The 23,043-nt window shown below is 62.2% G+C and carries 13 protein-coding genes and 1 pseudogene; 9 read left to right on the forward strand and 5 right to left on the reverse strand.

Annotation, left to right across the window (positions count from 1 at the left end; genetic code table 11):
* Positions 1 to 33: 33 nt before the first annotated feature.
* Positions 34 to 1,515, reverse strand: coding sequence for a glycosyltransferase family 2 protein (locus CKW24_RS04045; RefSeq protein WP_095165455.1), 1,482 nt, complete (start codon positions 1,513 to 1,515; stop codon positions 34 to 36).
* 89 nt (positions 1,516 to 1,604) lie between these two features.
* Positions 1,605 to 2,915, reverse strand: coding sequence for a nucleotide sugar dehydrogenase (locus CKW24_RS04050; RefSeq protein ID WP_095081201.1), 1,311 nt, complete (start codon positions 2,913 to 2,915; stop codon positions 1,605 to 1,607).
* Between the two features lie 1,358 nt (positions 2,916 to 4,273).
* Between CKW24_RS04050 and CKW24_RS04055 the strand changes: the two genes are divergently transcribed.
* Together CKW24_RS04055 and dacB are read left to right on the forward strand one after the other, a co-directional pair.
* Positions 4,274 to 4,618 carry a YggL family protein gene (locus CKW24_RS04055; protein WP_095165457.1) on the forward strand — a complete coding sequence of 115 codons (345 nt, stop codon included), beginning with the start codon at positions 4,274 to 4,276 and terminating at the stop codon, positions 4,616 to 4,618.
* Between the two features lie 325 nt (positions 4,619 to 4,943).
* Complete coding sequence (dacB, locus tag CKW24_RS04060; RefSeq protein ID WP_095165459.1) at positions 4,944 to 6,404, forward strand: D-alanyl-D-alanine carboxypeptidase/D-alanyl-D-alanine-endopeptidase; 1,461 nt, start codon at positions 4,944 to 4,946, stop codon at positions 6,402 to 6,404.
* Between the two features lie 46 nt (positions 6,405 to 6,450).
* Here dacB and CKW24_RS04065 read toward each other — a convergent pair whose 3' ends face one another.
* Positions 6,451 to 8,850: a GGDEF domain-containing protein gene (locus tag CKW24_RS04065; protein WP_095165461.1), complete on the reverse strand. Its 2,400-nt coding sequence runs from the start codon at positions 8,848 to 8,850 to the stop codon at positions 6,451 to 6,453.
* 135 nt (positions 8,851 to 8,985) lie between these two features.
* Positions 8,986 to 11,256 carry a bifunctional 23S rRNA (guanine(2069)-N(7))-methyltransferase RlmK/23S rRNA (guanine(2445)-N(2))-methyltransferase RlmL gene (gene rlmKL, locus CKW24_RS04070; RefSeq protein WP_095165463.1) on the reverse strand — a complete coding sequence of 757 codons (2,271 nt, stop codon included), beginning with the start codon at positions 11,254 to 11,256 and terminating at the stop codon, positions 8,986 to 8,988.
* A 546-nt stretch (positions 11,257 to 11,802) separates the two neighbouring features.
* On the opposite strand from rlmKL, the gene rmf reads away from it, so the two are divergent.
* Positions 11,803 to 12,018 carry a ribosome modulation factor gene (rmf, locus tag CKW24_RS04075; protein WP_003223300.1) on the forward strand — a complete coding sequence of 72 codons (216 nt, stop codon included), beginning with the start codon at positions 11,803 to 11,805 and terminating at the stop codon, positions 12,016 to 12,018.
* A gap of 154 nt (positions 12,019 to 12,172) precedes the next feature.
* Here the strand turns inward: rmf and CKW24_RS04080 are convergent, their stop codons facing one another.
* The gene (locus CKW24_RS04080) at positions 12,173 to 13,192 is read right to left on the reverse strand and encodes a quinone-dependent dihydroorotate dehydrogenase (protein ID WP_095165464.1); all 1,020 of its coding nucleotides are present in this window, start codon (positions 13,190 to 13,192) and stop codon (positions 12,173 to 12,175) included.
* Positions 13,193 to 13,423: 231 nt separating this feature from the next.
* On the opposite strand from CKW24_RS04080, the gene CKW24_RS04085 reads away from it, so the two are divergent.
* From CKW24_RS04085 to CKW24_RS04115, 6 genes and pseudogenes are all read left to right on the forward strand, one after another.
* Entirely contained in the window at positions 13,424 to 14,635 is a 1,212-nt protein-coding gene (locus CKW24_RS04085; RefSeq protein WP_095165466.1) for a CmpA/NrtA family ABC transporter substrate-binding protein, read from the forward strand.
* Between the two features lie 15 nt (positions 14,636 to 14,650).
* Positions 14,651 to 15,226 carry an ANTAR domain-containing response regulator gene (locus CKW24_RS04090; RefSeq protein ID WP_095165467.1) on the forward strand — a complete coding sequence of 192 codons (576 nt, stop codon included), beginning with the start codon at positions 14,651 to 14,653 and terminating at the stop codon, positions 15,224 to 15,226.
* A gap of 617 nt (positions 15,227 to 15,843) precedes the next feature.
* On the forward strand, positions 15,844 to 17,055 hold the full coding sequence (locus CKW24_RS04100; protein ID WP_095165469.1) for a NarK/NasA family nitrate transporter: 1,212 nt from the start codon (positions 15,844 to 15,846) through the stop codon (positions 17,053 to 17,055).
* 7 nt (positions 17,056 to 17,062) lie between these two features.
* Positions 17,063 to 18,733 (forward strand): bifunctional protein-serine/threonine kinase/phosphatase, encoded by a 1,671-nt coding sequence (locus tag CKW24_RS04105; RefSeq protein WP_095165470.1) that lies wholly within the window; start codon positions 17,063 to 17,065, stop codon positions 18,731 to 18,733.
* A 329-nt stretch (positions 18,734 to 19,062) separates the two neighbouring features.
* Positions 19,063 to 20,289, forward strand: a pseudogene (locus CKW24_RS04110) (NAD(P)/FAD-dependent oxidoreductase); the annotation flags it as partial.
* Between the two features lie 26 nt (positions 20,290 to 20,315).
* Complete coding sequence (locus tag CKW24_RS04115; protein WP_095165472.1) at positions 20,316 to 23,033, forward strand: nitrate reductase; 2,718 nt, start codon at positions 20,316 to 20,318, stop codon at positions 23,031 to 23,033.
* Positions 23,034 to 23,043: the final 10 nt, after the last annotated feature.

Consider the following 23,043-nt stretch of genomic DNA (forward strand, 5'->3'; position numbering starts at 1 on the left):
CTGGCTTCAAGGTATTTGGGTCCTTTTCGCCGATCACACCACGAACATCAGCAGGGCAAGAAAGACGCTGCCCGCGGAGAAGGTCATCGCGCGCGAAGACCAGGTGTTGAACCAGCGCGAAAAGCTCGCCAGGTCGCGATTAAGCTTGGTGTTCTGCCGGGTCCAGGACTGCCGGTCGAGGCGGAAGAAGACGTACACCTTCACCAGCGCGCCCATGATCTGGTTGTAATAGAGGATCAGCGGATAAGCCGGCCCCACCTTGTGCCCCGAGGCCAGCAGCAGCAGAGTCAGCGCCAGGCGAGTGAGGCCGATCCACAGCAGGTACACCATCAAGAAGGCGAAGCCGTACTTGAGGCTGGCGATGATCGCCACGGTGGGCCCCAGCAGGCTGGTCCACATGGATACGCGCTGGTCGGCCAGCACCAGGCAGGTGAACCAGCCCAAACGATTCGGGCCAAGGCCCAGGGCGCGGGAGTTCTGCCGCAGGTTGTTGCCGTACCAGCGGAACATCAGCTTGCGACTGGCCTTGATGAAGCTTTTTTCCGGCGGGTGCTCAACGGTGTTGATGGACGCGTCCGGCACATAGAAAGTGTCGTAGCCCAGGCGCATCAGGCTGTACCAACTGGACTTGTCGTCGCCAGTGAGGAAGCGGAAGCGGCCGAGGCGCCAGTGTTCCAGGTGGTCGGTCTCGACGTCAGCGATGAAGCCGGGATTGGTCACCACGCTGGTGCGGAATACCGACATGCGCCCGGTCATGGTCAACACACGCTTGGAGAGCGCCATGGAGCACATGTTGAGGTGGCGCTGGGCGAAGCGCAGCTTGTGCCACTCGCTCATGATGTAGCTGCCGCGCACTTCGCAGAACTCGTTGGTGGTCAGGCCACCGACATTGGGGAAAAGCTTGAACCAAGGCACGGTTTTCTTTACAACGCCCTGCTCCAATACGGTATCGCCATCGATCACCGCCACCACCGAATCGTCGTCGGGCAGGTGCCGGGAAATGGCGCGGAAACCGTGGGCCAGGCCATCGCGCTTGCCGGTTCCGGCGATGCGCACGAAGTCCAGACTGACCCGCTGCGGTGGGTTCATCTGCCGCCACAGGCTCTCGATCAACAGCTCGTCCGAACGCTCGACGATGGAACACACCACGGTGGTCGGGTAGCCGCAGTCGATGGCCTCGCGGATCACCGATTGGTAGACCTGAGCGGTGGTGAGCGCCTCGATGCGAAAGCTGGTGACCAGCAGGAACACGTGGGACGGGGCCGCTTGCTCACCCAGCTGTCGCATTTTGCGCCGATACCAGGGGAACACCAGATAGAGGAAGATCATCCCCCGCACGAAATGCACGGCGCCCATGGAGTAACGCCAGATGCCAATAACACCCAGCAGAAGAATGAAATCGACGGACTCCGGGTCGAATGTGCTGCGCGGCAGCAGCATTGCCATCCCCATGAGCGTGATTACCAGCAGTAACCACCCTGCGGCGGTACGCAGGCGACTCTGAAAAACATCCATGTCTCGGACCTGTATGACTTATCAACAATATGGCAACAGGAGCGCCGTGCCTGTTGTCAGGGCGCCCCACGAGCATCACTGCAATGGCTCTACCAGCAGATACCCTCTAACCCACCACCGCTGGACTGGCGCATAAACCCCACCAGGTCGAAGACCTTCTTGTCGGCGAAAGCCCGTTCTACCAGGGGCGCGAAGGCTTCATCGCCGTTGCCCAGGACGATCACGTCGGCATTGGCGACCACTTCGTCGAAATTGGATCGCAGCAACGACGAAACATGGGGAATCTTCGACTCGATGTAGTCGCGGTTGGCGCCGTGAACACGGGCATACTCGACGTTGCTGTCGTAGATGCTGAGGTCGAAGCCCTTGCCGATGAGCATCTCGGCCAGCTCCACCAGCGGGCTTTCACGCAGGTCGTCGGTACCGGCCTTGAAGGACAGCCCCAGCAGCGCGACCTTGCGCTTGTCGTAACTGGCGATGATGTCGAAAGCTTTGCGCACCTGCGCGGAGTTGCTGCGCATCAGCGACTCGATCAGCGGCGACTCGACGTCCAACTGACCGGCGCGGTAGCTCAACGCGCGCACATCTTTGGGCAGGCAGGAGCCGCCGAAGGCGAAGCCCGGGCGCATGTAGTAACTGGACAGGTTGAGCTTGCGATCCTGGCAGATCACCTCCATCACCTCGCGGCCGTCGACGCCGACCGCCTTGGCGATGTTGCCGATCTCGTTGGCGAAGGTGACCTTGGCCGCGTGCCAGACGTTGCAGGTGTACTTGATCATCTCCGCGACTTCGATGGTCTTGCGGATGACCGGCGCATCCAGCTCGCGGTAGATCTCTTCCAGCAGGTCGCCAGAGGTGCTGTCCAGCTCGCCGATCACTGTCATCGCCGGAAAGTCGTAGTCCTTGATCGCGGTACTCTCGCGCAGGAACTCGGGGTTCACCGCCACGCCGAAGTCGACGCCGGCCTTGAGCCCGGAATACTGTTCCAGGGTCGGAATCACCACATTGCGCAGAGTGCCCGGTAGCACCGTGCTGCGTACCACTACCGTGTGACGGGTGGTCTTGAGCGGTAGAACCTGGCCGATCTGCCGGCACACCTCTTCGATGTAGGACACATCGAGGTCGCCGTTGCGCTTGCTCGGCGTCGGCGGTGCGAGGAAGGAAATATCGGTTTCGAGGACGGCCTCGCGAACATCCAGGGTGCCACGCAGCATGCCGCTGGCGACCCCTTGCTGCAGCAACTCGCCCAGACCCGGCTCGACAATGGGCGATTTGCCACTGTTGATCATATCGATCTTGAGAGCCTGAACATCGACCCCGATGATCTGATGCCCTCTTGCCGACAAGCATCCGGCACATACCGCGCCGACGTAACCCAGACCAAATATGCTGATTCGCATGCTACGAACGCTCCTTGCAACTTAAGGTCATGGAATGTCCCTATAACATTCCCATATCCACTTACAGGTAACTTGAATCCACGACCTGTAACCAGTAGGGCGGCAGCCATTGGCAGCGCCCTATATAAATCAACTTTAGAAACTTCAATATCTCTTGCGAAAACCCACGCGAAAGCCACTTGCCGTCATAACAAACAACGGCACTAGCAAGCACAAGACAGACGATAGAACAGTGAGTACAGCATTCCCAAAGCTACGAAACCCTTGGTCCGTAGCTCCAAGCCGGACACATGGTGAGCACTTGGACAACGCAAAGCAATAGTGCAATTAAAAATAAACCACAAATAATGATTTTTACTTAATGGCGCCAAAACAACGGCAGCAAGGGAATTGAATAATAAGACAAAGTTAGTTGTCAGCTTTATGACGACAATATATTTACGGCAGATAAACCATTTAAGCGCTGCAAGTTCATCGCCATATTAATGACGACTAAAATATGACGCGCGATGCTATTTTTATGGCGCCGCCCTTTCGTCAACCCTTCAAGGGCTCGCCTGCGACGTGAAATGCTCGGCTGTCGAGTTGATGCGCATCGCTGCAGGGCTGAGACAAGCCGCCAACGAGGCTGAGGCGTACAGGCTGCTCATTGTCCGGGCCCAGACTTCTGTATCGGTGCTGGAATGCTCTCGTGCTTGCGACATACTAATCGGCAGCAACTTTTATACTTTCAGCCAATACCGGCAAATAGTTATATCTGGTAACGCGAGGCGATTCAGACAGGGCAATTAACGCCTTTCGATGCAGACCAGGATGCTGATTAAGCACTTTGTTAAAAGATAGGTAAGTGCTGCAGCGATTGAAGGCTCGAGCACGCTACGAACCTCCGAGACAGATGTCATTGTTCCCAAACGATTTTTATTATCTACACTCATCTCTAAATCCCTTGGATCGTTTCCCGCCCAGACTCCAGACAGTTTTTCGCGGTACGTGGGAATGCCGCTATCGGCGCAGATACTTCGATCGACAACGTTGATAGGTGAGTCCGCGGACAGTACAAACCGCAGAATCGAGTATTCTCCCCCCGGCATTCCTTGCGGGAGCTAAATCGAATGCACGCACAGAATCAGGACCGAATTGAGTTGCGCTCCATAACTCATCTCGAAAGCCCTCGCCAACGCGGTCTTGGTGCTGGTGACCATGAACATCTGCGCCACCAGCAACCGGCCATCCTCGAAAATGGCGGAGCTAAAATGCGATGGAGCAACTGCTTCGCGTGGCCAGCGCCTCACTCAATCAGGCAGAGGTGCCGCGTAGCTGATAAGATGCGCGGCGTTATTACTCAAGAGGATTGTTTCATGGCCACTAACCGCTCCCAGCGTCTGCGTAAAAAGCTCTGTGTAGACGAGTTCCAGGAATTGGGCTTCGAGCTGAACCTGGACTTCAAGGAAGATTTGGCTGACGAGGCAATCGATGCATTCCTCGACGCGTTTTTGAAAGAAGCGATGGAAGCCAACGGCCTGGGCTATGTTGGCGGCGACGACTACGGTCTGGTTTGCCTGCAGAAGCGTGGCTCGGTTTCCGAAGAGCAGCGTGCTGCTGTTGAAGCCTGGCTCAAAGGCCGCAGCGAACTGACTGAAGTCACCGTCAGCCCGTTGCTGGACGTCTGGTACCCGGAAAAGCCGATCAATCCGGTAGCTTGATGTTCAAAGGGCCATCCATCGTGATGGCCCTTTTTGATTCTGGTTCAAGAAAAGAACCCTTATCGTCGATTTGAGTCCCCCCCCCCCGAAATCTCTCCCCTATTCAGCTCCCTCACTGTCCGTGATTAAGCATGGGGAACGATCCTCATAAGTAACTCTCTGGGCGCCCGCCTTGGTTCCGCTAAAAAAAATAGCCGATTAGCTCACCTGCTTGCGGCACAAAGCGCTATACCTTGGGCATAATGCCGACAATTTCGTGACCACTGAGGGAATTTATCTTCATGCCCTCATCTTTTTTCCCCTCGGCTGTAGGGTTTTATTTCATATGATCAGATCTTTGCGTCCATTGTTGCTGGCCGGCCTGCTTATCCCCCTGGCCTTTACCGTTTCTGCTGCGCCCGTCAATACCGCCCTCACTCCCAACGTCGAAAAAGCCCTCAAGGCCAGCAAGCTGCCCGACAGTGCGCTGTCGCTGGTGATGATCCCCCTGAACGGCCCGGGCACCCCGACCGTGTTCAACGCCGACGTCTCGGTCAACCCGGCGTCCACCATGAAACTGGTGACGACCTACGCGGCCCTGGAAATGCTCGGCCCCAACCACCAGTGGAAAACCGAGTTCTACACCGACGGCACCCTCAGCGGCGGCATCCTGCGCGGCAACCTGTACCTCAAGGGCGGTGGCGACCCGAAACTGAACATGGAAAAACTCTGGTTGCTGATGCGCGACCTGCGGGCCAATGGCGTGCAGCAAGTCACCGGCGACCTGGTGCTGGACCGCAGCTTCTTCAATCAACCGCAATTGCCGCAGTTCAACGATGACGGCAATGACGACAACAAGCCGTTCCTGGTCAAGCCCGACGCGGCCATGGTCAACCTCAAGGCCCTGCGCTTCGTGGCCCGTAATGATTCGGGCCGGGTCCTGGTATCGGTCGAACCGCCGATTGCCAGCATCCGCATCGAAAACCAGGTCAAGGCCGTCAACTCCAAGCAGTGCGCCGGCGGCGTGCGCTACAACCCGGTAACCCAGGCCGACGGCAGCGTCACCGTAACCGTGGCCGGCCAACTGGGCGACGGCTGCAGCTCGCAGACCTACCTTTCGCTACTCGACCACGCCACCTACACCGCCGGCGCCGTACGGGCGATCTGGCAGGAACTGGGCGGCAGCATCCAGGGCAAGGATCGCCAGGGCGCGGTGCCCAAGGACGCCAAGGTCCTGGCCCGGGCATTCTCCCCGGACCTGGCGGAGATCATCCGCGACATCAACAAATACAGTAACAACACCATGGCCCAGCAATTGTTCCTCAGCCTGGGCGCGAAATTCCGCACTGGCGCCGACAGCGACGACGCCATGGCTGCCCAACGGGTCGTACGCCAGTGGCTGGCGAAAAAAGGCATCACTGCGCCGCATCTGGTGATGGAGAACGGTTCCGGCCTGTCCCGTGCCGAGCGCGTCAGCGCCCGTGAGATGGCAAGCATGCTGCAGGCCGCCTGGAGAAGCCCGTACTCGGCCGAATTCGTCAGCTCGATGCCGATTGCCGGCATGGACGGCACCATGCGTAAACGCCTGAAAACCACGGCGATGCGCGGTGAAGCCCACGTCAAGACGGGCACCCTGAACACCGTCCGGGCGATTGCCGGCTTCAGCCGCGACAACAATGGCAACACCTGGGCCGTGGTCGCGATCCTCAACGACAAGGCGCCCTTTGGTGCTTCGTCGGTACTCGATCAAGTGTTGCTGGACCTGTATCGCCAGCCAAAACTGGCAGCCACCGCGTCGGTCCTCTAGGCCACGAGTCAAGGCTGCGCGCCGCAGGGTGCGCAGTCGTCGACAACTACGGCAACTCCTCGACCACCCGATCCCGGCCCGCCTGCTTGGCCGCATACACCCCCGAGTCGGCGCGCAGCAGCAAGGCATCGGCGCCCTCCCCCGGGCGCCAACTGGCAATCCCAAAACTGCCGGTCACCGTGCCCAGGCCGTCGATGGGCGTGGTGCGCAGGCTTTGCCAGAGTTCAACCGCCAAGTGATACGCATGCTGGCCGTCGGTGTCCGGGCACAGCACCATGAACTCCTCGCCCCCCAGGCGACAGAACACATCGGTACAGCGCAGACGGTGGGCAATCCGCTGGCACACCGCCTGCAACACCCGGTCGCCCGCGGCATGGCCGTAGCGGTCGTTGATTCGCTTGAAGTGATCGATATCCAGCATGATCACCGCCAATTCACCATTGCCCCGCGACACCCGGGCCATTTCCAGGGTCAGGCGCTCCTGGAAGTAGCGCCGGTTGTGGATCCCGGTCAGGGCATCGGTCACCGACAGGGCCCGCAACTCCTCCTCGACTCGCTTCATGTCGGAAACGTCCGAGATGTAGCCATGCCACAGCACCCCACCACCGGGCAATTCTTCCGGCGTGGCTTCGCCCCTGACCCAGCGCAGGCCACGCACCGGCAGCAGCACCCGGTATTCTTCCCGCCAGGGGCTCAGCCGTTGCGAGGAAGTACGGATCGAGGCCCGAACCCGACTCACATCCAGCGGATGGATACGCTCGAAAATCACCTCGGCGTTCTCCAGCAACGCCTGCGGATCGAGCTCGTAGATATCGCGAATGCCGTCGCTGGCGTAGATCACACTGAAGCGCCCGTCCGCCGCCATCTTGAATTGATAGATGCCACCCGGTACGTGGGCGCTGAGTTTTTTCAGCAACAGGTCGCGTGCCGCCAGGGCTTCGTGCACACGCTTGCGCTCGGTGATATCAATGCAAATCGCCAGGTGCCCGACCCACAACCCCAGGTCATCGAGCACCGCGGTGGCGAGCATGTTCACCAGCAGATGGCTGCCATCGCGGCGCACCAGCGTCCACTCCCGGGGCTCATGTGCGAGTTCCTTGGCGTCCGGCACCAGCATCGCCTGGCACGCCGGCACCGGCTTGCCATAGCGCAGGCTCAACTCGGCCGCTCGCTCTTCCAGTTCTCGGGGCAGATGCAGGCTTTCCAGGGTGACATGCCCCAGCACCTCGCTGCCGGGATAACCGAGCATGTGTTCGGCACCGGCGTTGAAGGTGGTGATCACGCCACGCAAGTCGGTGACAATCACCGCCACCTGGGTCGCGGCATCGAGCACTCCGCGCAATTGCGCGTGGGCTGCGCGCAATTCCTGCTCGCGGTCCCCCAGTTCCCGGGTGCGCTGCTCCACCAGGGACAAGGCGCGCTGGCGCTGGCTGACCAGGATATAGAGCAAGGCGCTGAGCAGCAGGCTCAATAACCCGCCCATGATCACCAGGCTGGTGATGGCCGAACGGTTGGCTTGCTCGAAGGCAGCGCTGGTGCGGACCTCCAGATCGTAGATGCGATCCCCCAGGCGCAAGAGCGAACGCTCGTGCAGCGGCTGGTGCGCCGGCGCGTTGGCCGATTGGTAGAGCCGCTCTGGTTGCTGGTCGAGGCTGCGCCCCGCGATCTCCACCACCAGGTTGTCCTGGTTCTGCTGGGTAAACCCGTCGGCCACCAACTGCCCGATACTGAGCACCGCCAGCACATACCCGCGCAGCGCAGGACTGCCATCGGCAGTTGCGGCCTGGCGCATGACGGGCGCTGCCAGCAACACACCGCTGGCGAACTCGGCGGCGACACCTGGCAACTGCAGCGGTTGCGACACCACCATCACCCCCAGCTCGCGGGCCTTGTCCAGGGTTGCCTGGCGTGCGGGCTGGGCCAGCAAGTCCACGCCCAGGGGTGCGCCCTGGATGCCTGAAGTCTGCTTGTACAACAGCGGAGCGTACTGTGCGCGCCACTGGGCCACGTGCGTGCCGCCCGCAGGATCGAGGTCGAGAATGGAAAAATCGTCGAGGCCTTGCTGTCGTACCTCGCGCTCGAAGGCCACGCGCTGGTCGCCGGCGATCAACGGCGCCCAGCCATAGGCCAGGGTGCGTTGCAACAAGGGATGGGTGTAGCCGTCGAACTCTTCGCGGGAAACCGCAGTGGAGTTGAGGAAAAAACGTCGCAGGCTATCGAGGCGCTGTTCCTGATCGGCGAAACGCTCGGCGATCCGGCTCTTGCGTTCACTGGCCAGCAACTGAAAACGCTGCGCCACCTGTTGCTGGTGGGCATTGAGGGCCGTCCAGGCGAGCAGGCTCGTTAGCACGCCACCGGCCAACAACGCCAGCAGTGCTACCAGCCAGGCCGAGACATCTTCATTGATGAAGCCCAGGATTTTTGGTCGTGCGGCATGCAACGGCATAAGCAAAACTCAAACGCCAGCGAGCTTCGGCGTCACCTGGGCCTTGTCTGAAGTTATAGCTATTCGCCATTAGCTTTGCCAGCCGAACACCCATAGAGCCGAGACGCATCAAGGCTCTATGGGACCCGTCGAACCTTAGCGCGCCATGATTTTCCAGGCGCGGTGGATCTTGCCGTTACGGGCAAAGTCCGGGTCGATGGTTTGCGCGGTGATTTCCTCGACGGCATAGCGCGCCGTGAGGTTGTCTTCGAGCTGGAACTTGCGGAAGTTGTTGGAGAAGTACAACACCCCGCCCGGCGCCAGGCGCGCCATGGCCAGGTCGAGCAACTGCACGTGGTCACGCTGGACGTCGAAAATGCCTTCCATGCGCTTGGAGTTGGAGAAGGTCGGCGGATCGATGAAGATCATGTCGAACTCATCACGGTTGGCTTCCAGCCAGGCCATGACATCGCCCTGCTCCAGGCGGTTCTTGTCGGAGAAACCGTTGAGCGACAGGTTGCGGCGCGCCCAGTCCAGGTAGGTCTTGGACAGGTCGACGCTGGTGGTGCTGCGCGCGCCACCCTTGGCCGCATGCACGCTGGCAGTCGCGGTGTAGCAGTACAGGTTGAGGAAACGTTTGCCGGCCGCCTCTTTCTGGATGCGCATGCGCATTGGACGGTGATCGAGAAACAGCCCGGTGTCGAGGTAGTCGGTCAGGTTGACCAGCAGTTTGACCCCGCCTTCATTGACTTCGACAAATTTGCCCTGGGCACTCTGGCGCTCGTACTGCTTGGTCCCGCTCTGGCGCTCGCGACGCTTGACCACCACACGGCTCTTGTCGATGTTCAAGGCCTGGGGAATGGCAGCCAGGGCATCGAACATCCGCGCCGAGGCTTTTTCCGGGTCGATCGACTTCGGTGCAGCGTATTCCTGCACATGCACCCAGTCGTGGTACAGGTCGATGGCCATCGAGTACTCAGGCATGTCGGCATCGTACACGCGGTAGCAGTCGATCCCTTCGCGCTTGACCCACTTGCCCAGGGCCTTGAGGTTCTTCTGCAGACGGTTGGCAAACATCTGCCCACCCTCGCTCAGGCGGGCCTGCTCGACCACGGGTGCCGGGGCCGGGGCGGGTTTGATCGGATTGCCATTCTTGTTGTATTGGCGCTCTTGCGGCTCGACCGGTGCCTGATCGTAGATCGCCTGTTCCCGCTCGGCCTGGCGCTGCTCGGGGGTCCGGCGTTCGCCGGTGACGAACTGGTCGGGCAGCACTTTGATCAGCAGCAGCTTGCACGGCAAGGCGCCGTTCCAGAAGGCATATTGCTTGTGGCTGCGAATGCCCATGCGCTTGCCCAGGTCCGGCGCGCCGGTGAACACCGCCGCCTCCCAGTTCAAGCAGGCCTGGCGCAGGCGCTCGCCGAGGTTCTGGTAGAGGTAGAGCAGGCTCGCCTCGTCGCCCAGGCGCTCGCCGTACGGAGGGTTGCAGATCACCAGGCCTTTCTGGTTCTGGTCCGGACGCGGCTCGAAGGTGGCCACTTCGCCCTGGTAGATCTTGATCCACTCGCTCAGGCCCGCACGCTCGACGTTGTTGCGACCTGGCTGGATCAGGCGCGGATCGGCTTCGTAACCGCGGATCCACAGCGGTGGCTTGGCCAGGCCGGCAGCGGCACGTGCGCTGGCTTCTTCATGGAGTTTTTTCCACAGCGCCGGCACGTGGCCGAGCCAGGCAGTGAAGCCCCATTGCTCACGACGCAGGTTGGGTGCCATGTCAGCGGCAATCATCGCCGCCTCGACCAGGAAGGTACCGACACCGCACATCGGGTCAGCGAGGGCGCCGCCCTCGGCTGCAATGCGTGGCCAGCCGGAACGGATCAGGATCGCCGCCGCGAGGTTTTCCTTCAGCGGGGCGGCACCTTGCTGCAGGCGATAGCCGCGCTGGTGCAGGCTGTGCCCGGACAGGTCCAGGGACAGGATCGCTTCGCCACGGTCCAGGCGCAGGTGAATGCGCAGGTCCGGGTTGAGCTTGTCGATCGACGGACGTTCGCCCGTTGGCGTGCGCAGTTTGTCGACAATCGCATCCTTGACCTTCAGGGCGCCGAAGTGGGTATTGTCGATGCCAGAACCGTGGCCGCTGAATTCCACCGCCAGGGTGCCATCCGCCAGCATGTGGTCTTGCCACTCGATATCCAGCACGCCGTGGTAGAGGTCTTCGGCGTCCTTCATCGCGAAGCGCTTGAGGACAAACAGCACGCGGTTTGCCAGGCGCGACCACAGGCACAGGCGATAAGCGGTTTCCATGGTGGCCATGCCGCGCACAGCCGAGGTGTGCTCGCGCGCTTCCTCAAGGCCAAGCCCGACGGCTTCCTCGATGAGCAGGCCTTCAAGGCCTTTTGGGCAAGTGAGGAAGAGTTCGTAACGATCCGACATGGGAATTCCAGGGCCTTTAGCAATAAGTGAACGGGCAACGCATTGACCGCTCGGTTTTCAATCAAGCGCTTTTCTAAAAGAGCGCTCGCGTGGCACGAAGGTGTGCCGTCCCACCCTGGCGGCTATTCCAGCCAACCGGCTGGAATGAGCTTAGATGCCCGGGCAGATAAAAAATTCGATGCAACAAAATGTCATAACTCGACCCTTCGTCGAATAGTAACTGAGTGCATCGGTTGGACATGAGGCTGGAAGCATTAGCCTCATCATTCTTTGAGAGCCTGATCATAGCGGGGTTTGGCCAACCACCCGGCAAAACCCTCGATGTTTCTTATGGCCTTAACATCTTTATCGTTACGTCCTTATGACAAAACGATCATTCCCTCGATGTGACGCATTGGTTAGAACTCAACACAGGTTGACGCCGCAATGACGTCAACACCTTGGCTCGCCACGCCGGCAGCGAGCCGCCATTGGCAGAGCGTTTTCTGCCTGACCTCGATAGAGGTCGACGCGACACATACAGTCAACAAGTGAGGGAAACACCCTATGAGAAGACTTAAGCGTGATCCGTTGGAAAGAGCATTTTTGCGCGGATATCAATATGGCGTTGGTGGCAAATCCCGTGAGCTTTGCCCATTTACTCTACCGTCGGTACGCCAAGCCTGGATTAACGGCTGGCGAGAAGGACGCGGCGACAACTGGGACGGTATGACCGGCACTGCGGGAATCCATAGACTCAACGAACTTCACGCCGTCGGCTAAACAGGGCACACACTCCGACACGACAACTTGATTACGTAACGACTTAACCATGCACGTCCTCTCCGGACGGCGGGCTTCGGCCCAGGGGCTCCCTTGAGGGGCCCTTTTTTATTGCTGTCTGTAGCAGCTGGCGCAGCCTGCGTTCGGCGCGGTATTAGCGCAAAGCAGCGATGGCGTCGACCGATTCACGGATCAGCGCCGGGCCCTTGTAGATGAAGCCCGAGTAGATCTGCACCAGGCTGGCACCCGCGGCGATTTTCTCAGCCGCGTGCCGTCCTTCGGTAATCCCGCCCGCGGCAATGATCGGCAAGCGCCCAGCCAGTTCCGCCGCCAACACCTTGACCGTGTGAGTGCTCTTCTCGCGCACCGGAGCGCCCGACAGGCCGCCCATCTCGTCACCGTGTTCCATGCCTTCGACGCCCACGCGGCTCAGGGTGGTGTTGGTGGCGATGACCGCGTCCATGCCGGTTTCGATCAGCGCCTGCGCCACCTGCGCGGTTTCTTCGTCCGTCATGTCCGGGGCGATCTTGATCGCCAGGGGTACATGCTTGCCGTGTCGCAGGGCCAACTCGGCGCGGCGCGTGGCCAGGTCGGCCAGCAGTTGCTTGAGCGAATCACCGAACTGCAGGCTGCGCAGCCCCGGGGTATTGGGGGAGCTGACGTTGACCGTGACATAACTGGCGTGGGCGTAGACCTTGTCCAGGCAGATCAGGTAATCGTCGACCGCACGCTCGACCGGGGTATCGAAGTTCTTGCCGATGTTGATCCCCAGCACGCCCTTGTACTTGGCCGCGGCAACCCGGGCCAGCAAATGATCGACGCCGAGGTTGTTGAACCCCATGCGGTTGATGATCGCTTCGGCTTGCGGCAAGCGGAAAATCCGTGGTTTTGGATTACCCGGTTGCGGGCGCGGGGTGATGGTGCCGATTTCGACAAAACCAAAACCGAGTTGGGCAAAACCGTCGATGGCCGCGCCGTTCTTGTCCAGGCCTGCAGCCAGGCCGACCGGGTTGGGGAAGTCCAGGCCCATGACATTCACCGGCACATGGGCCGGTGCCTTGCACAGCAAGCCGTTCAGGCCCAGGCGTCCGCCCGCGCCGATCAAGTCCAGGGACAGATCGTGGGAGGTTTCCGGGGAGAGTTTGAACAGCAGTTGGCGGGCCAGGGTATACATGGGCGGGCTTGACTCGGTCGGCGGCGAAATAAGGCGGCGATTATAGCCGGGCATCGGGGTCGCAGGCGAGGTACATGTACAAATCCCTCGGCAATGGCATATGCCTTGCACCGTGAACCTTATCCATACTCATGCCAGCGCCGGGATGAGTCGAAAGACCATGGCGTCGTCATCCGACTTGGCTTGCACAGAGGCCCGGGACGACGCTTTTTTTTGCAAGGTGCACTCTCGATGAACGAACCATCAGTCGGCCCACTGGCCTGGGTCAACGGCAGCGACGCGCCGGAAAAGACCTCGATCAACCTGGGCTTCATGGCCCTGAGCGATTGCGCCTCGGTGGTCGTAGCCGCCACCCAGGGCTTCGCCCAGCCTTATGGCCTGACCTTGAACCTCAAGCGCCAATCGTCCTGGGCCAACCTGCGGGACAAGCTGGTCAGCGGAGAGCTGGACGCCGCTCATAGCCTCTATGGCCTGGTGTACGCGGTACACCTGGGCATCGGCGGCGTGGCCGCCACCGACATGGCCGTACTCATGGGCCTGAATCAGAACGGGCAGAGCATCAACCTTTCCCACGGCCTGCAAAGCCTGGGCGTGACCAGTCCTGAGGCGCTGGATCGGCACGTGCACCAAACTCGCCCAAAACTCACCTTCGCCCAGACCTTCCCCACCGGCACCCACGCCATGTGGTTGTATTACTGGCTGGCCAGCCAGGGTATTCATCCACTGCAGGATGTCACCAGCGTGGTGGTGCCACCGCCGCAAATGGTCGCGCACCTGCAGGCCGGGCGGATCGACGGGTTTTGCGTGGGCGAACCCTGGAGCGCCAGTGCGGTGCAACAGAACCTCGGCTTTACCCTGGCGACGAGCCAGGCCATCTGGCCTGACCACCCGGAAAAAGTACTCGGCTGCACGCGCGCCTTCGTCGAGCAATACCCCAATACTGCCCGGGCGCTGGTGATGGCGATCCTGGAAGCCAGCCGGTTCATCGAACAAAGCCCGGAAAACCGCCGCAGCACCGCACAGTTGCTCAGCGCCGCCGACTACCTCGACACCCCGGCGGACAACATTGCACCGCGCTTGCTGGGCGATTACGCCGACGGGCTCGGCAATCGCTGGCAGGACCCGCACCCGTTGCGTTTTCACGGCCATGGCGAGGTGAACATGCCCTACTTGAGCGACGGCATGTGGTTCATGACCCAGTTCCGCCGCTGGGGCTTGCTGCGCGACGATCCAGATTACCTGGGCGTGGCACGCCAGGTCCAGCAATTGGGCCTGTACCGCGACGCGGCCGGGGCCCTGGGCATAACCGCGGACAGCCATGAGATGCGCAGCAGCCAATTGATCGACGGCAAGATCTGGGACGGTGCGGACCCGGCGGCCTATGCCCGCGGTTTCAGCCTGCACGCCATGACCGACACCCCCACCCTGCGCGCCCAGCCCTGACAGGAGAGCATGAGCATGTTGCGAATCCTGCTGATCAACGACACCGCCAAAAAAGTCGGGCGCCTGAAGTCCGCCCTGACTGAAGCCGGGTTTGAGGTGATCGACGAATCCGGCCTGACCATCGACCTGCCCGCGCGCGTCGAAACGGTGCGCCCGGACGTGATCCTGATCGATACCGAGTCACCCAGCCGCGACGTGCTGGAACAAGTGGTGCTGGTCAGCCGCGACCAACCACGGCCCATCGTGATGTTCACCGACGAACATGACCCCGGCGTAATGCGCCAGGCGATCAAGTCCGGCGTCAGTGCCTACATCGTCGAAGGCATCCATGCCGCCCGCCTGCAGCCGATCCTGGATGTGGCCATGGCGCGCTTTGAAAGCGACCAGGCCCTGCGCGCCCAACTGTTTGCCCGTGACCAGCAACTGGCCGAGCGCAAGCGCATCGAATTGGCCAAGGGTCTACTGATGAAAATGAAGGCCTGCAACGAAGAACAGGCCTACACCCTGATGCGCCGCCAGGCTATGAGCCGCCAGCAGAAGCTGATCCAGGTGGCCGAGCAGATCATTGCCATGAGTGAACTGCTGGAATGAACACCGCGCTGAATCAGGCTTGGCGCGTCATCGTTGACGACCATCGCGAGCAGGCCGCAAGCGGGCACCCGCTACTACAGTGATTCTGATCACCCGCAGATCCCGCATGCACCCACCAAAACCTGTAGGAGCGAGCCTGCTCGCGAAGGACGTAAGGACGCCGCGTTGAATCAGGCTTGGCGCGTCATCGTTGACGTCCATCGCGAGCAGGCCGCAAGCGGGCACCCGCCCCTACAGTGGCTTACCTCGCTCGCAGATCCCCCATGCACCCACCAAAACCTGTAGGAGCGAGCCTGCTCGCGAAGGACGTAAGGACGCCGCGCTGAATCTGGCTTGGCGCGTCATCGTTGACGACCATCGCGAGCAAGCTCGCTCCTACAGTGGTTTACCTCGCTCGTACTTGTTGGCACAGATATCGCTAAGTAATCGGTACAGGTAACCAACGGCGGTTGCCCCACCTACGACAACGACGTCGCACACCCCTTTCGCGCAAGCGCAGCGGGTTGCGGCGTTTTTTCGTTTTGGCCCCACAGCCCGGGGCCGGTGGTGCGGCCGTCGCGGCGCGCCACCGCCAAGCTCACGACTTCCTTCGAGACTCTTAACCGCTGAGGTGCGCGATGAATTCAAGCTTCTGGAAATCCGGTCATACCCCGACCCTGTTCTCGGCATTCCTGTATTTCGACCTGAGCTTCATGGTCTGGTACCTGTTGGGCCCCCTGGCGGTGCAAATTGCCGCCGACCTGCACCTGACCACCCAACAGCGCGGGCTGGTGGTGGCCACGCCGATCCTCGCCGGGGCCTTGCTGCGTTTTGTCATGGGCTTGCTCGCTGACCGCCTGTCGCCCAAGACCGCCGGCCTGATCGGTCAGGTCATCGTCATCTGCGCGCTGTTCGGCGCCTGGAAGCTGGGCATCCACAGCTACGAGCAAGCCCTGCTGCTGGGGGTGTTCCTGGGCATGGCCGGGGCTTCGTTTGCCGTCGCCCTGCCCCTGGCCTCGCAGTGGTACCCGCCGCAGCACCAGGGCAAAGCCATGGGCATTGCCGGTGCGGGCAACTCGGGCACCGTGCTCGCCGCGCTGATCGCGCCGGTGCTGGCAGCCGCGTTTGGCTGGAGCAACGTATTCGGTTTCGCCCTGATCCCGCTGATCCTGACCTTGATCGTCTTCGCCTGGCTGGCGAAAAACGCGCCGCAACGGCCCAAGGCCAAATCCATGAGCGACTACTTCAAGGCCCTCGGTGATCGCGACAGCTGGTGGTTCATGTTCTTCTACTGCGTGACCTTTGGCGGTTTCATCGGCCTGGCCAGTGCCCTGCCCGGCTACTTCAACGACCAGTACGGCCTGAGCCCGGTGACTGCCGGCTACTACACCGCCGCCTGCGTGTTTGGCGGCAGCCTGATGCGCCCACTGGGTGGCGCCCTGGCCGATCGCTTCGGCGGGATCCGCACCCTGCTGCTGATGTACGGTGTCGCGATCGTGTGCATTGCCGCCGTCGGCTTCAACCTGCCCAGTTCCTATGCGGCACTGGCCCTGTTCGTCTGCACCATGCTTGGCCTTGGCGCCGGTAATGGCGCGGTGTTCCAGTTGGTGCCCCAGCGTTTTCGCCGGGAAATCGGCGTGATGACCGGATTGATCGGCATGGCGGGCGGGATCGGCGGGTTTGCCCTCGCCGCCGGCATGGGGGCGATCAAGCAGAGCACCGGCAGTTATCAACTGGCCTTGTGGCTGTTCGCCAGCCTGGGCGTCCTGGCGTGGTTCGGCCTGCACGGGGTCAAGCGCCGCTGGAGAACCACCTGGGGCTCGGCTGCCGTGACCGCCGCGCGGGTCTGAGGCGTCGATGAGTCTGCAATTGAGCTTTGCCGAAGCCAGCGCCATCGGCCCGCGCGAGGAAAACCAGGACGCCCTGCGCCTGGTTACTCCCGCCGCGGAGCTGGCCGCGAGCAAGGGGTGTCTGTTCGCCATCGCCGATGGCGTCAGCCAATGCGCCGATGGTGGGCTGGCGGCACGTACCACCTTGCAGGCGCTGGCGCTGGACTACTACGCCACCCCGCAGACCTGGGGCGTGGCGCAGTCCCTGGACCGCCTGCTACTGGCGCAGAACCGCTGGCTGCAGGCCAACGGTGGCGGCTTGCCGCTGCTCACCACCGTCAGTGCGCTGGTGCTGCGCGGACAACGCTTCACCCTGGCCCACGTCGGCGATTGCCGGGTGTATCGCTGGCACGCCGAGCAATTGCAACGCATCAGCGAGGACCACGTCTGGGAGCAACCGGGCATGCAGCATGTGCTCAAACGTGCCCTGGGCCTGGACCAACACCTGGTGCTGGATTTTCTCGATGGCGAGTTGCGCGCCGGCGAGTGCTTCGTGCTGCTTAGCGATGGCGTCTGGGCAACCTTGGGCGACACCACGATTGCCGCGATTCTGCGCGATCAACCGGACCTGCACAGCGCGGCACAGACCCTGGTCAATGCCGCGCACCTGGCCGGCAGCCAGGACAATGCCAGCGCGCTGTTGGTGCGGGTCGACGCCCTCGGCGAGGCGAGCATCGGCGACGCGCTGATCCACCTGCAGCAATGGCCCTTGCCGCCTCCCCTCAAGCCCGGCCAGCGCTTCGAAGGCTGGCAGGTCGAGAAACTGCTGGGGCAAAGCCAACAGTCACTGATCTATCGGGTCCACGACAACCAGCAGCAACCATGGCTGCTGAAAACCTTGCCGGCGCAGTTGAGCGACGACAGCCAGGCCGCCCAGGCCCTGCTATCGGAGGAGTGGTTTCTCAAGCGCGTCGCCGGGCGCAGTTTTCCCGAGGTCCATCCGGCTACCCAGCGTCAGCACCTGTATTACCTGATGCGCGAATACCCGGGACAGACCCTTGCCCAGGCCTTCGCCCAGACCGGTCCCCTGCCGCTGGCGCAATGGCAGGCACTGGCCGAGCGCCTGTTGCGCGCGGTGGGCCTGTTGCATCGGCGGCAGATTCTGCACCGCGACATCAAGCCGGAAAACCTGCTGCTCAGTGAAGACGGTGAGCTGCGCCTGCTGGATTTTGGCCTGGCGTACTGCCCGGGCTTGTCCGAAGACCAGGCCAACGCACTGCCCGGCACCCCGAGCTACATCGCCCCGGAAGCCTTCAACGGTGAGGCGCCGTCTGCGCAACAAGACCTGTATGCCGTCGGCGTGACCCTGTATTACCTGGCCACCGGGCATTTTCCCTACGGCGAAATCGAAGCCTTCCAGCGTCCGCGCTTCGGCCAGCCGGTGAATGCCCAGCGCTACCGCCCGGATCTGCCGGACTGGTTGGGGCAGAGCCTGGAGCGCGGGGTAGATGCCGACCCGGCCCAGCGCTACGAAACCGCCGAGCAATGGCTGCTGATTCTCGAACACGGCGAGCGCGGCAGCTTGAGCGTGCGACCCAGGCCGCTGCTGGAGCGCGAGCCGGTGAAAGTCTGGCGGACCCTGGCGCTGGTGTTGTTGATGATCAACCTGGTGCTGCTGTTTTCCCTTGTTCGCCACTAACCCTGGGCCGCGCAAACCCAGGAGCGTCGCGCCATTGCTGTGCGCCGCGCCTTCAATCGGTGCAGAAAACCCCGCCGGCAGCGCCCGAACACCGCGATGGGCCCGATAAAGCGGCGGCCTACGCCACTTGGCACAACCACTGCATTAGCCCTTTCACCACACATAAAGCCCAGCCTTCAACGACGAAGGGTGCGCTGCCCGAGAGAACGGGACCAGGACAAAGGCGTCCTCGCTAGGCCACTAGCGGGACGCCTTTTTTTGTTTGCGCGAAATACACCGAGCCAGTCCTATCGACCCGATGACACTGGCCTGAGCTTGCGGAGAACCCGATGAAAAAATTGAAACTGGTGATGATCGGCAACGGGATGGCCGGGATCCGCACGCTCGAAGAACTGCTCAAGCTGAGCAGCGACCTGTATGACATCACGGTTTTCGGCGCCGAACCCCACACCAACTACAACCGCATCTTGCTCTCCCCGGTGCTCGCAGGTGAACAGACCTTCGAAGATATCGAGCTCAACGACCTTACCTGGTACCAGGACCACAACATCACCTTGCTGCTCAACCGCAAAGTGGTGGAGATCGACCGGATCAAGCGCCGGGTGATCGCTGCCGACGGCAGCAGCGCCGAATACGACCGCCTGTTGATCGCCACCGGCTCGACGCCCTTCATGCTGCCGATCCCGGGCAACACCCTGCAGGGGGTGATTGGCTACCGTGACATCGCCGACACTCAGACCATGATCGACACCGCCCGGACCCACCGTCACGCCGTGGTCATCGGCGGCGGCCTGCTAGGCCTGGAAGCGGCCAACGGCCTGATGCTTCGCGGCATGCACGTGACCGTGGTGCACATCGGCGAGTGGCTGCTGGAACGGCAATTGGACAAAACCAGCGGCCAGTTGCTGCAAGCCGCCCTGGAACAGCGTGGCCTGCACTTTCGCCTGGGTGAGCAGACCCAGGCCCTGCTCGACACCGGCAACGGTCGGGTCGGCTCGGTGCAGTTCAAGAACGGTGACATCATCCCCGCCGACCTGGTGGTGATGGCCGCCGGGATCCGCCCGGCCAGCGAGCTCGCAGAGCAAGCCGGCCTGCCCTGCAACCGCGGCATCCTGGTCAACGACACCCTGCAGACCTATGACCCGCGCATCTACGCCATCGGCGAATGCGCCAGCCATCGCGGCATTGCCTATGGCCTGGTGGCGCCGTTGTTCGAGCAGGCCAAGGTCTGCGCCAACCACCTGGCACAGCTGGGCTTTGCCACCTACAAAGGCTCGGTGACCTCGACCAAGCTGAAAGTCACCGGCATCGACCTGTTCTCCGCTGGCGACTTCATGGGCGGCGAAGGCACCGAGACCATCACCCTGCGCGACCCGATCGACGGGATCTACAAAAAACTGGTGATCAAGGATGACGTGCTGGTCGGCGCCTGCCTGTACGGCGATACCGTCGATGGCGGCTGGTATTTCCAGCAGATCCGCGAACAGCAGGGCATTGCCGCGATCCGCGATCACCTGATGTTTGGCGAACCAGCGCTGACCGCTGCCGGCGACCAGGACCTGACACTGCAGGAAGCGTCATGATGAAGCGCCAGACGACTGCCTCGACCTGCTGCTATTGCGGGGTGGGCTGCGGCGTCCTGATCGAGCATGACGGCGAGCAGATCCTCGGCGTCAGCGGCGACCCGACGCACCCGGCCAACTACGGCAAACTGTGCAGCAAGGGCTCGACCCTGCACCTGACCGGTGACCTGGCGGCCCGCGCGCTGTACCCGCAGTTACGGCTGGGCAAGGGCCTGGCCCGCGCCCGCACCACCTGGGACAGCGCCCTGAACCACGCCGCCAGCGTGTTTGCCCAAACCATCGCCGAGCACGGCCCGGACAGCGTGGCGTTCTACATCTCCGGGCAACTGCTGACCGAGGACTACTACGCCTTCAACAAGCTGGCGCGGGCGTTGGTGGGCACCAACAACATCGACAGCAATTCGCGGCTGTGCATGTCGTCGGCGGTGGTGGGCTACAAGCGCAGCCTGGGCGCCGATGCACCGCCCTGCAGCTACGAAGACCTGGAACTGAGTGATTGCGTGATGATCGTCGGCAGTAACATGGCCTACGCCCATCCGGTACTGTTTCGCCGCCTTGAGCAAGCCAGGGCCCGTCGGCCACAGATGAAGGTGATTGTCATCGACCCTCGACGCACCGACACCTGCGACCTGGCTGACCTGCACCTGGCGATTCTGCCGGGCACCGATGTCGCGCTGTTCCACGGAATCTTGCACCTGCTGCTGTGGGAAGACTGGATCGACCGCGACTTTATCCAGGCCCACACCGAGGGCCTGGCCGAACTGAAGAACCTGGTGCGCGACTACACGCCCCCCATGGTGGCGCAACTGTGCGGCATCAGCGTCGCGCAGTTGCAGCAGTGCGCGCAATGGGTCGGCACCTCGCCGAGCTTTCTGTCGCTGTGGTGCATGGGCTTGAACCAGTCCACTGCCGGCAGCGCGAAGAACAGCGCACTGATCAACCTGCACCTAGCCACCGGACAAATCGGCCGCCCAGGCGCAGGCCCCTTCTCCCTTACCGGTCAGCCGAATGCCATGGGCGGGCGAGAAACCGGCAGCCTGGCCAATCTGTTGCCAGGCCATCGCGAGGCCAGCAATGCCGGGCATCGCGCCGAGGTAGCCGCCTATTGGGGCGTGCCCACGCTGCCGGAAACTCCCGGGCTGAGCGCCATCGAACTGTTCGAGCAGGTCAACAACGGCACAATCAAAGCACTATGGATCGCCTGCACCAACCCGGCGCAGTCCCTGCCCGACCAACAGAACGTGCGCGCGGCCTTGCAGGCGTGCCCGTTCGTAGTGTTGCAGGAAGCCTTTAGCACCACCGAAACCGCGCCCTTCGCCGACTTGCTGCTGCCAGCCGCCAGTTGGGGGGAAAAGGAAGGCACGGTGACCAACTCCGAGCGGCGGATTTCCCACGTTCGCCGGGCCATTGCCCCACCCGGCGAAGCACGCCCGGACTGGGCCATCACCGTGGATTTCGCCCAACGCCTGGAGAAATACCTGCGTCCGGGTCAGGCCAGCCTGTTTGCCTTCAATCACCCTGGGCAACTGTTCGATGAATTCAAACAGCTGACCTGCGGACGCGACCTGGACCTGTCGGGCATCAGCCACGCCTTGCTCGACCGCCTGGGTCCGCAGCAATGGCCCTTCCCACAAGGCGCCACCCGCGGTACGCCGCGCCTGTACGTGAACGGGATATTTCCCACGGCTAGCGGGCGGGCGCAGTTTATCGCCGAGCCGTTTTGCGCGGCCAAGGAACAACGCGACGCGCACTTTCCCCTGACCCTGATCACCGGACGCCTGCGCGATCAATGGCACGGCATGAGCCGCACCGGCACCGCGGCGCAGCTGTTCGGCCATGTCAGCGAAGCGCTACTGAGCCTGCACCCGGATGAACTGCAGCGCCAACACTTGAATGCCGGCGACCTGGTCAACCTCAAGAGTCGCCGCGGCAGCGTGATCGTCGAGCTCGCCAGTGATGACTCGGTCCGCCCGGGGCAGGCCTTTCTACCCATGCACTGGGGCGACCGCTTCCTCAAGGGCGGCGTGAACGTGCTGACCCAGCCGGCGTTCGACCCGCTGTCCAAACAGCCCGAGCTGAAACACAGCGGCGTACGGATTGAAGCCGTTGAGTTGCCGTGGCAGTTCTTCGCCCTGGTCGAGGGCAATGTTCAACAGCACTTCGAGGCGCTGCGTCCGCTATGCGAGGACTTTGCCTACGTCAGCCTCAGCCTTGCCGGGCGTGAGCGGCCGGCACTGCTGATACGCGCCGCCTGCGCCCAGGCGCCGACCCCGCAACGGCTGCAGGAGATCGACCTGCACCTTGGTTTGGACCAGGGCCCGGTATTGGCCTACGACGATCCGCGTCGCGCCATTGGCAAGCGCGTGCGTATCGAACAGGGGCGCATCACCGCGATCCGCCTGGCCGGGGAAACGCTGGCCCGGCACTGGTTGCAGAACCTGTGGCTGGAAGGTCGCGTCGATGCGCAACTGCGGCCCTGGCTGCTGGCCCCCCTGAGCGCTCCGCCGGGCGCTGCCGGTGCCGACTCTGGCGCGCAGAAAACCCTGTGCAACTGCAAGAACGTCAGCCACAGCGCAGTGTGCGCGGGCATTCGCAGTGGCCTGGACCTGCAAGGCCTGAAACAACAACTGGGTTGCGGCACGCAATGCGGCTCCTGTGTCCCGGAAATCAAGCGTCTGCTGGCCGCCCAAGTGCGGCCAGCCGCAATCACCTCGTGAGGAATGCAAC

This window comes from Pseudomonas sp. Irchel 3H3 (assembly GCF_900187635.1).
In the GTDB taxonomy this organism is placed as follows: domain Bacteria; phylum Pseudomonadota; class Gammaproteobacteria; order Pseudomonadales; family Pseudomonadaceae; genus Aquipseudomonas.

Coding starts and splice junctions, on each gene's coding strand:
- CKW24_RS04055 (WP_095165457.1), top strand. CDS start 4,274: ATGGCCACTAACCGCTCCCAGCGTCTGCGTAAAAAGCTCTGTGTAGAC.
- CKW24_RS04080 (WP_095165464.1), bottom strand. CDS start 13,192: ATGTATACCCTGGCCCGCCAACTGCTGTTCAAACTCTCCCCGGAAACC.
- CKW24_RS04090 (WP_095165467.1), top strand. CDS start 14,651: ATGTTGCGAATCCTGCTGATCAACGACACCGCCAAAAAAGTCGGGCGC.
- dacB (WP_095165459.1), top strand. CDS start 4,944: ATGATCAGATCTTTGCGTCCATTGTTGCTGGCCGGCCTGCTTATCCCC.
- CKW24_RS04115 (WP_095165472.1), top strand. CDS start 20,316: ATGAAGCGCCAGACGACTGCCTCGACCTGCTGCTATTGCGGGGTGGGC.
- CKW24_RS04045 (WP_095165455.1), bottom strand. CDS start 1,515: ATGGATGTTTTTCAGAGTCGCCTGCGTACCGCCGCAGGGTGGTTACTG.
- CKW24_RS04100 (WP_095165469.1), top strand. CDS start 15,844: ATGAATTCAAGCTTCTGGAAATCCGGTCATACCCCGACCCTGTTCTCG.
- CKW24_RS04050 (WP_095081201.1), bottom strand. CDS start 2,915: ATGCGAATCAGCATATTTGGTCTGGGTTACGTCGGCGCGGTATGTGCC.
- rlmKL (WP_095165463.1), bottom strand. CDS start 11,256: ATGTCGGATCGTTACGAACTCTTCCTCACTTGCCCAAAAGGCCTTGAA.
- CKW24_RS04065 (WP_095165461.1), bottom strand. CDS start 8,850: ATGCCGTTGCATGCCGCACGACCAAAAATCCTGGGCTTCATCAATGAA.
- CKW24_RS04105 (WP_095165470.1), top strand. CDS start 17,063: ATGAGTCTGCAATTGAGCTTTGCCGAAGCCAGCGCCATCGGCCCGCGC.
- rmf (WP_003223300.1), top strand. CDS start 11,803: ATGAGAAGACTTAAGCGTGATCCGTTGGAAAGAGCATTTTTGCGCGGA.
- CKW24_RS04085 (WP_095165466.1), top strand. CDS start 13,424: ATGAACGAACCATCAGTCGGCCCACTGGCCTGGGTCAACGGCAGCGAC.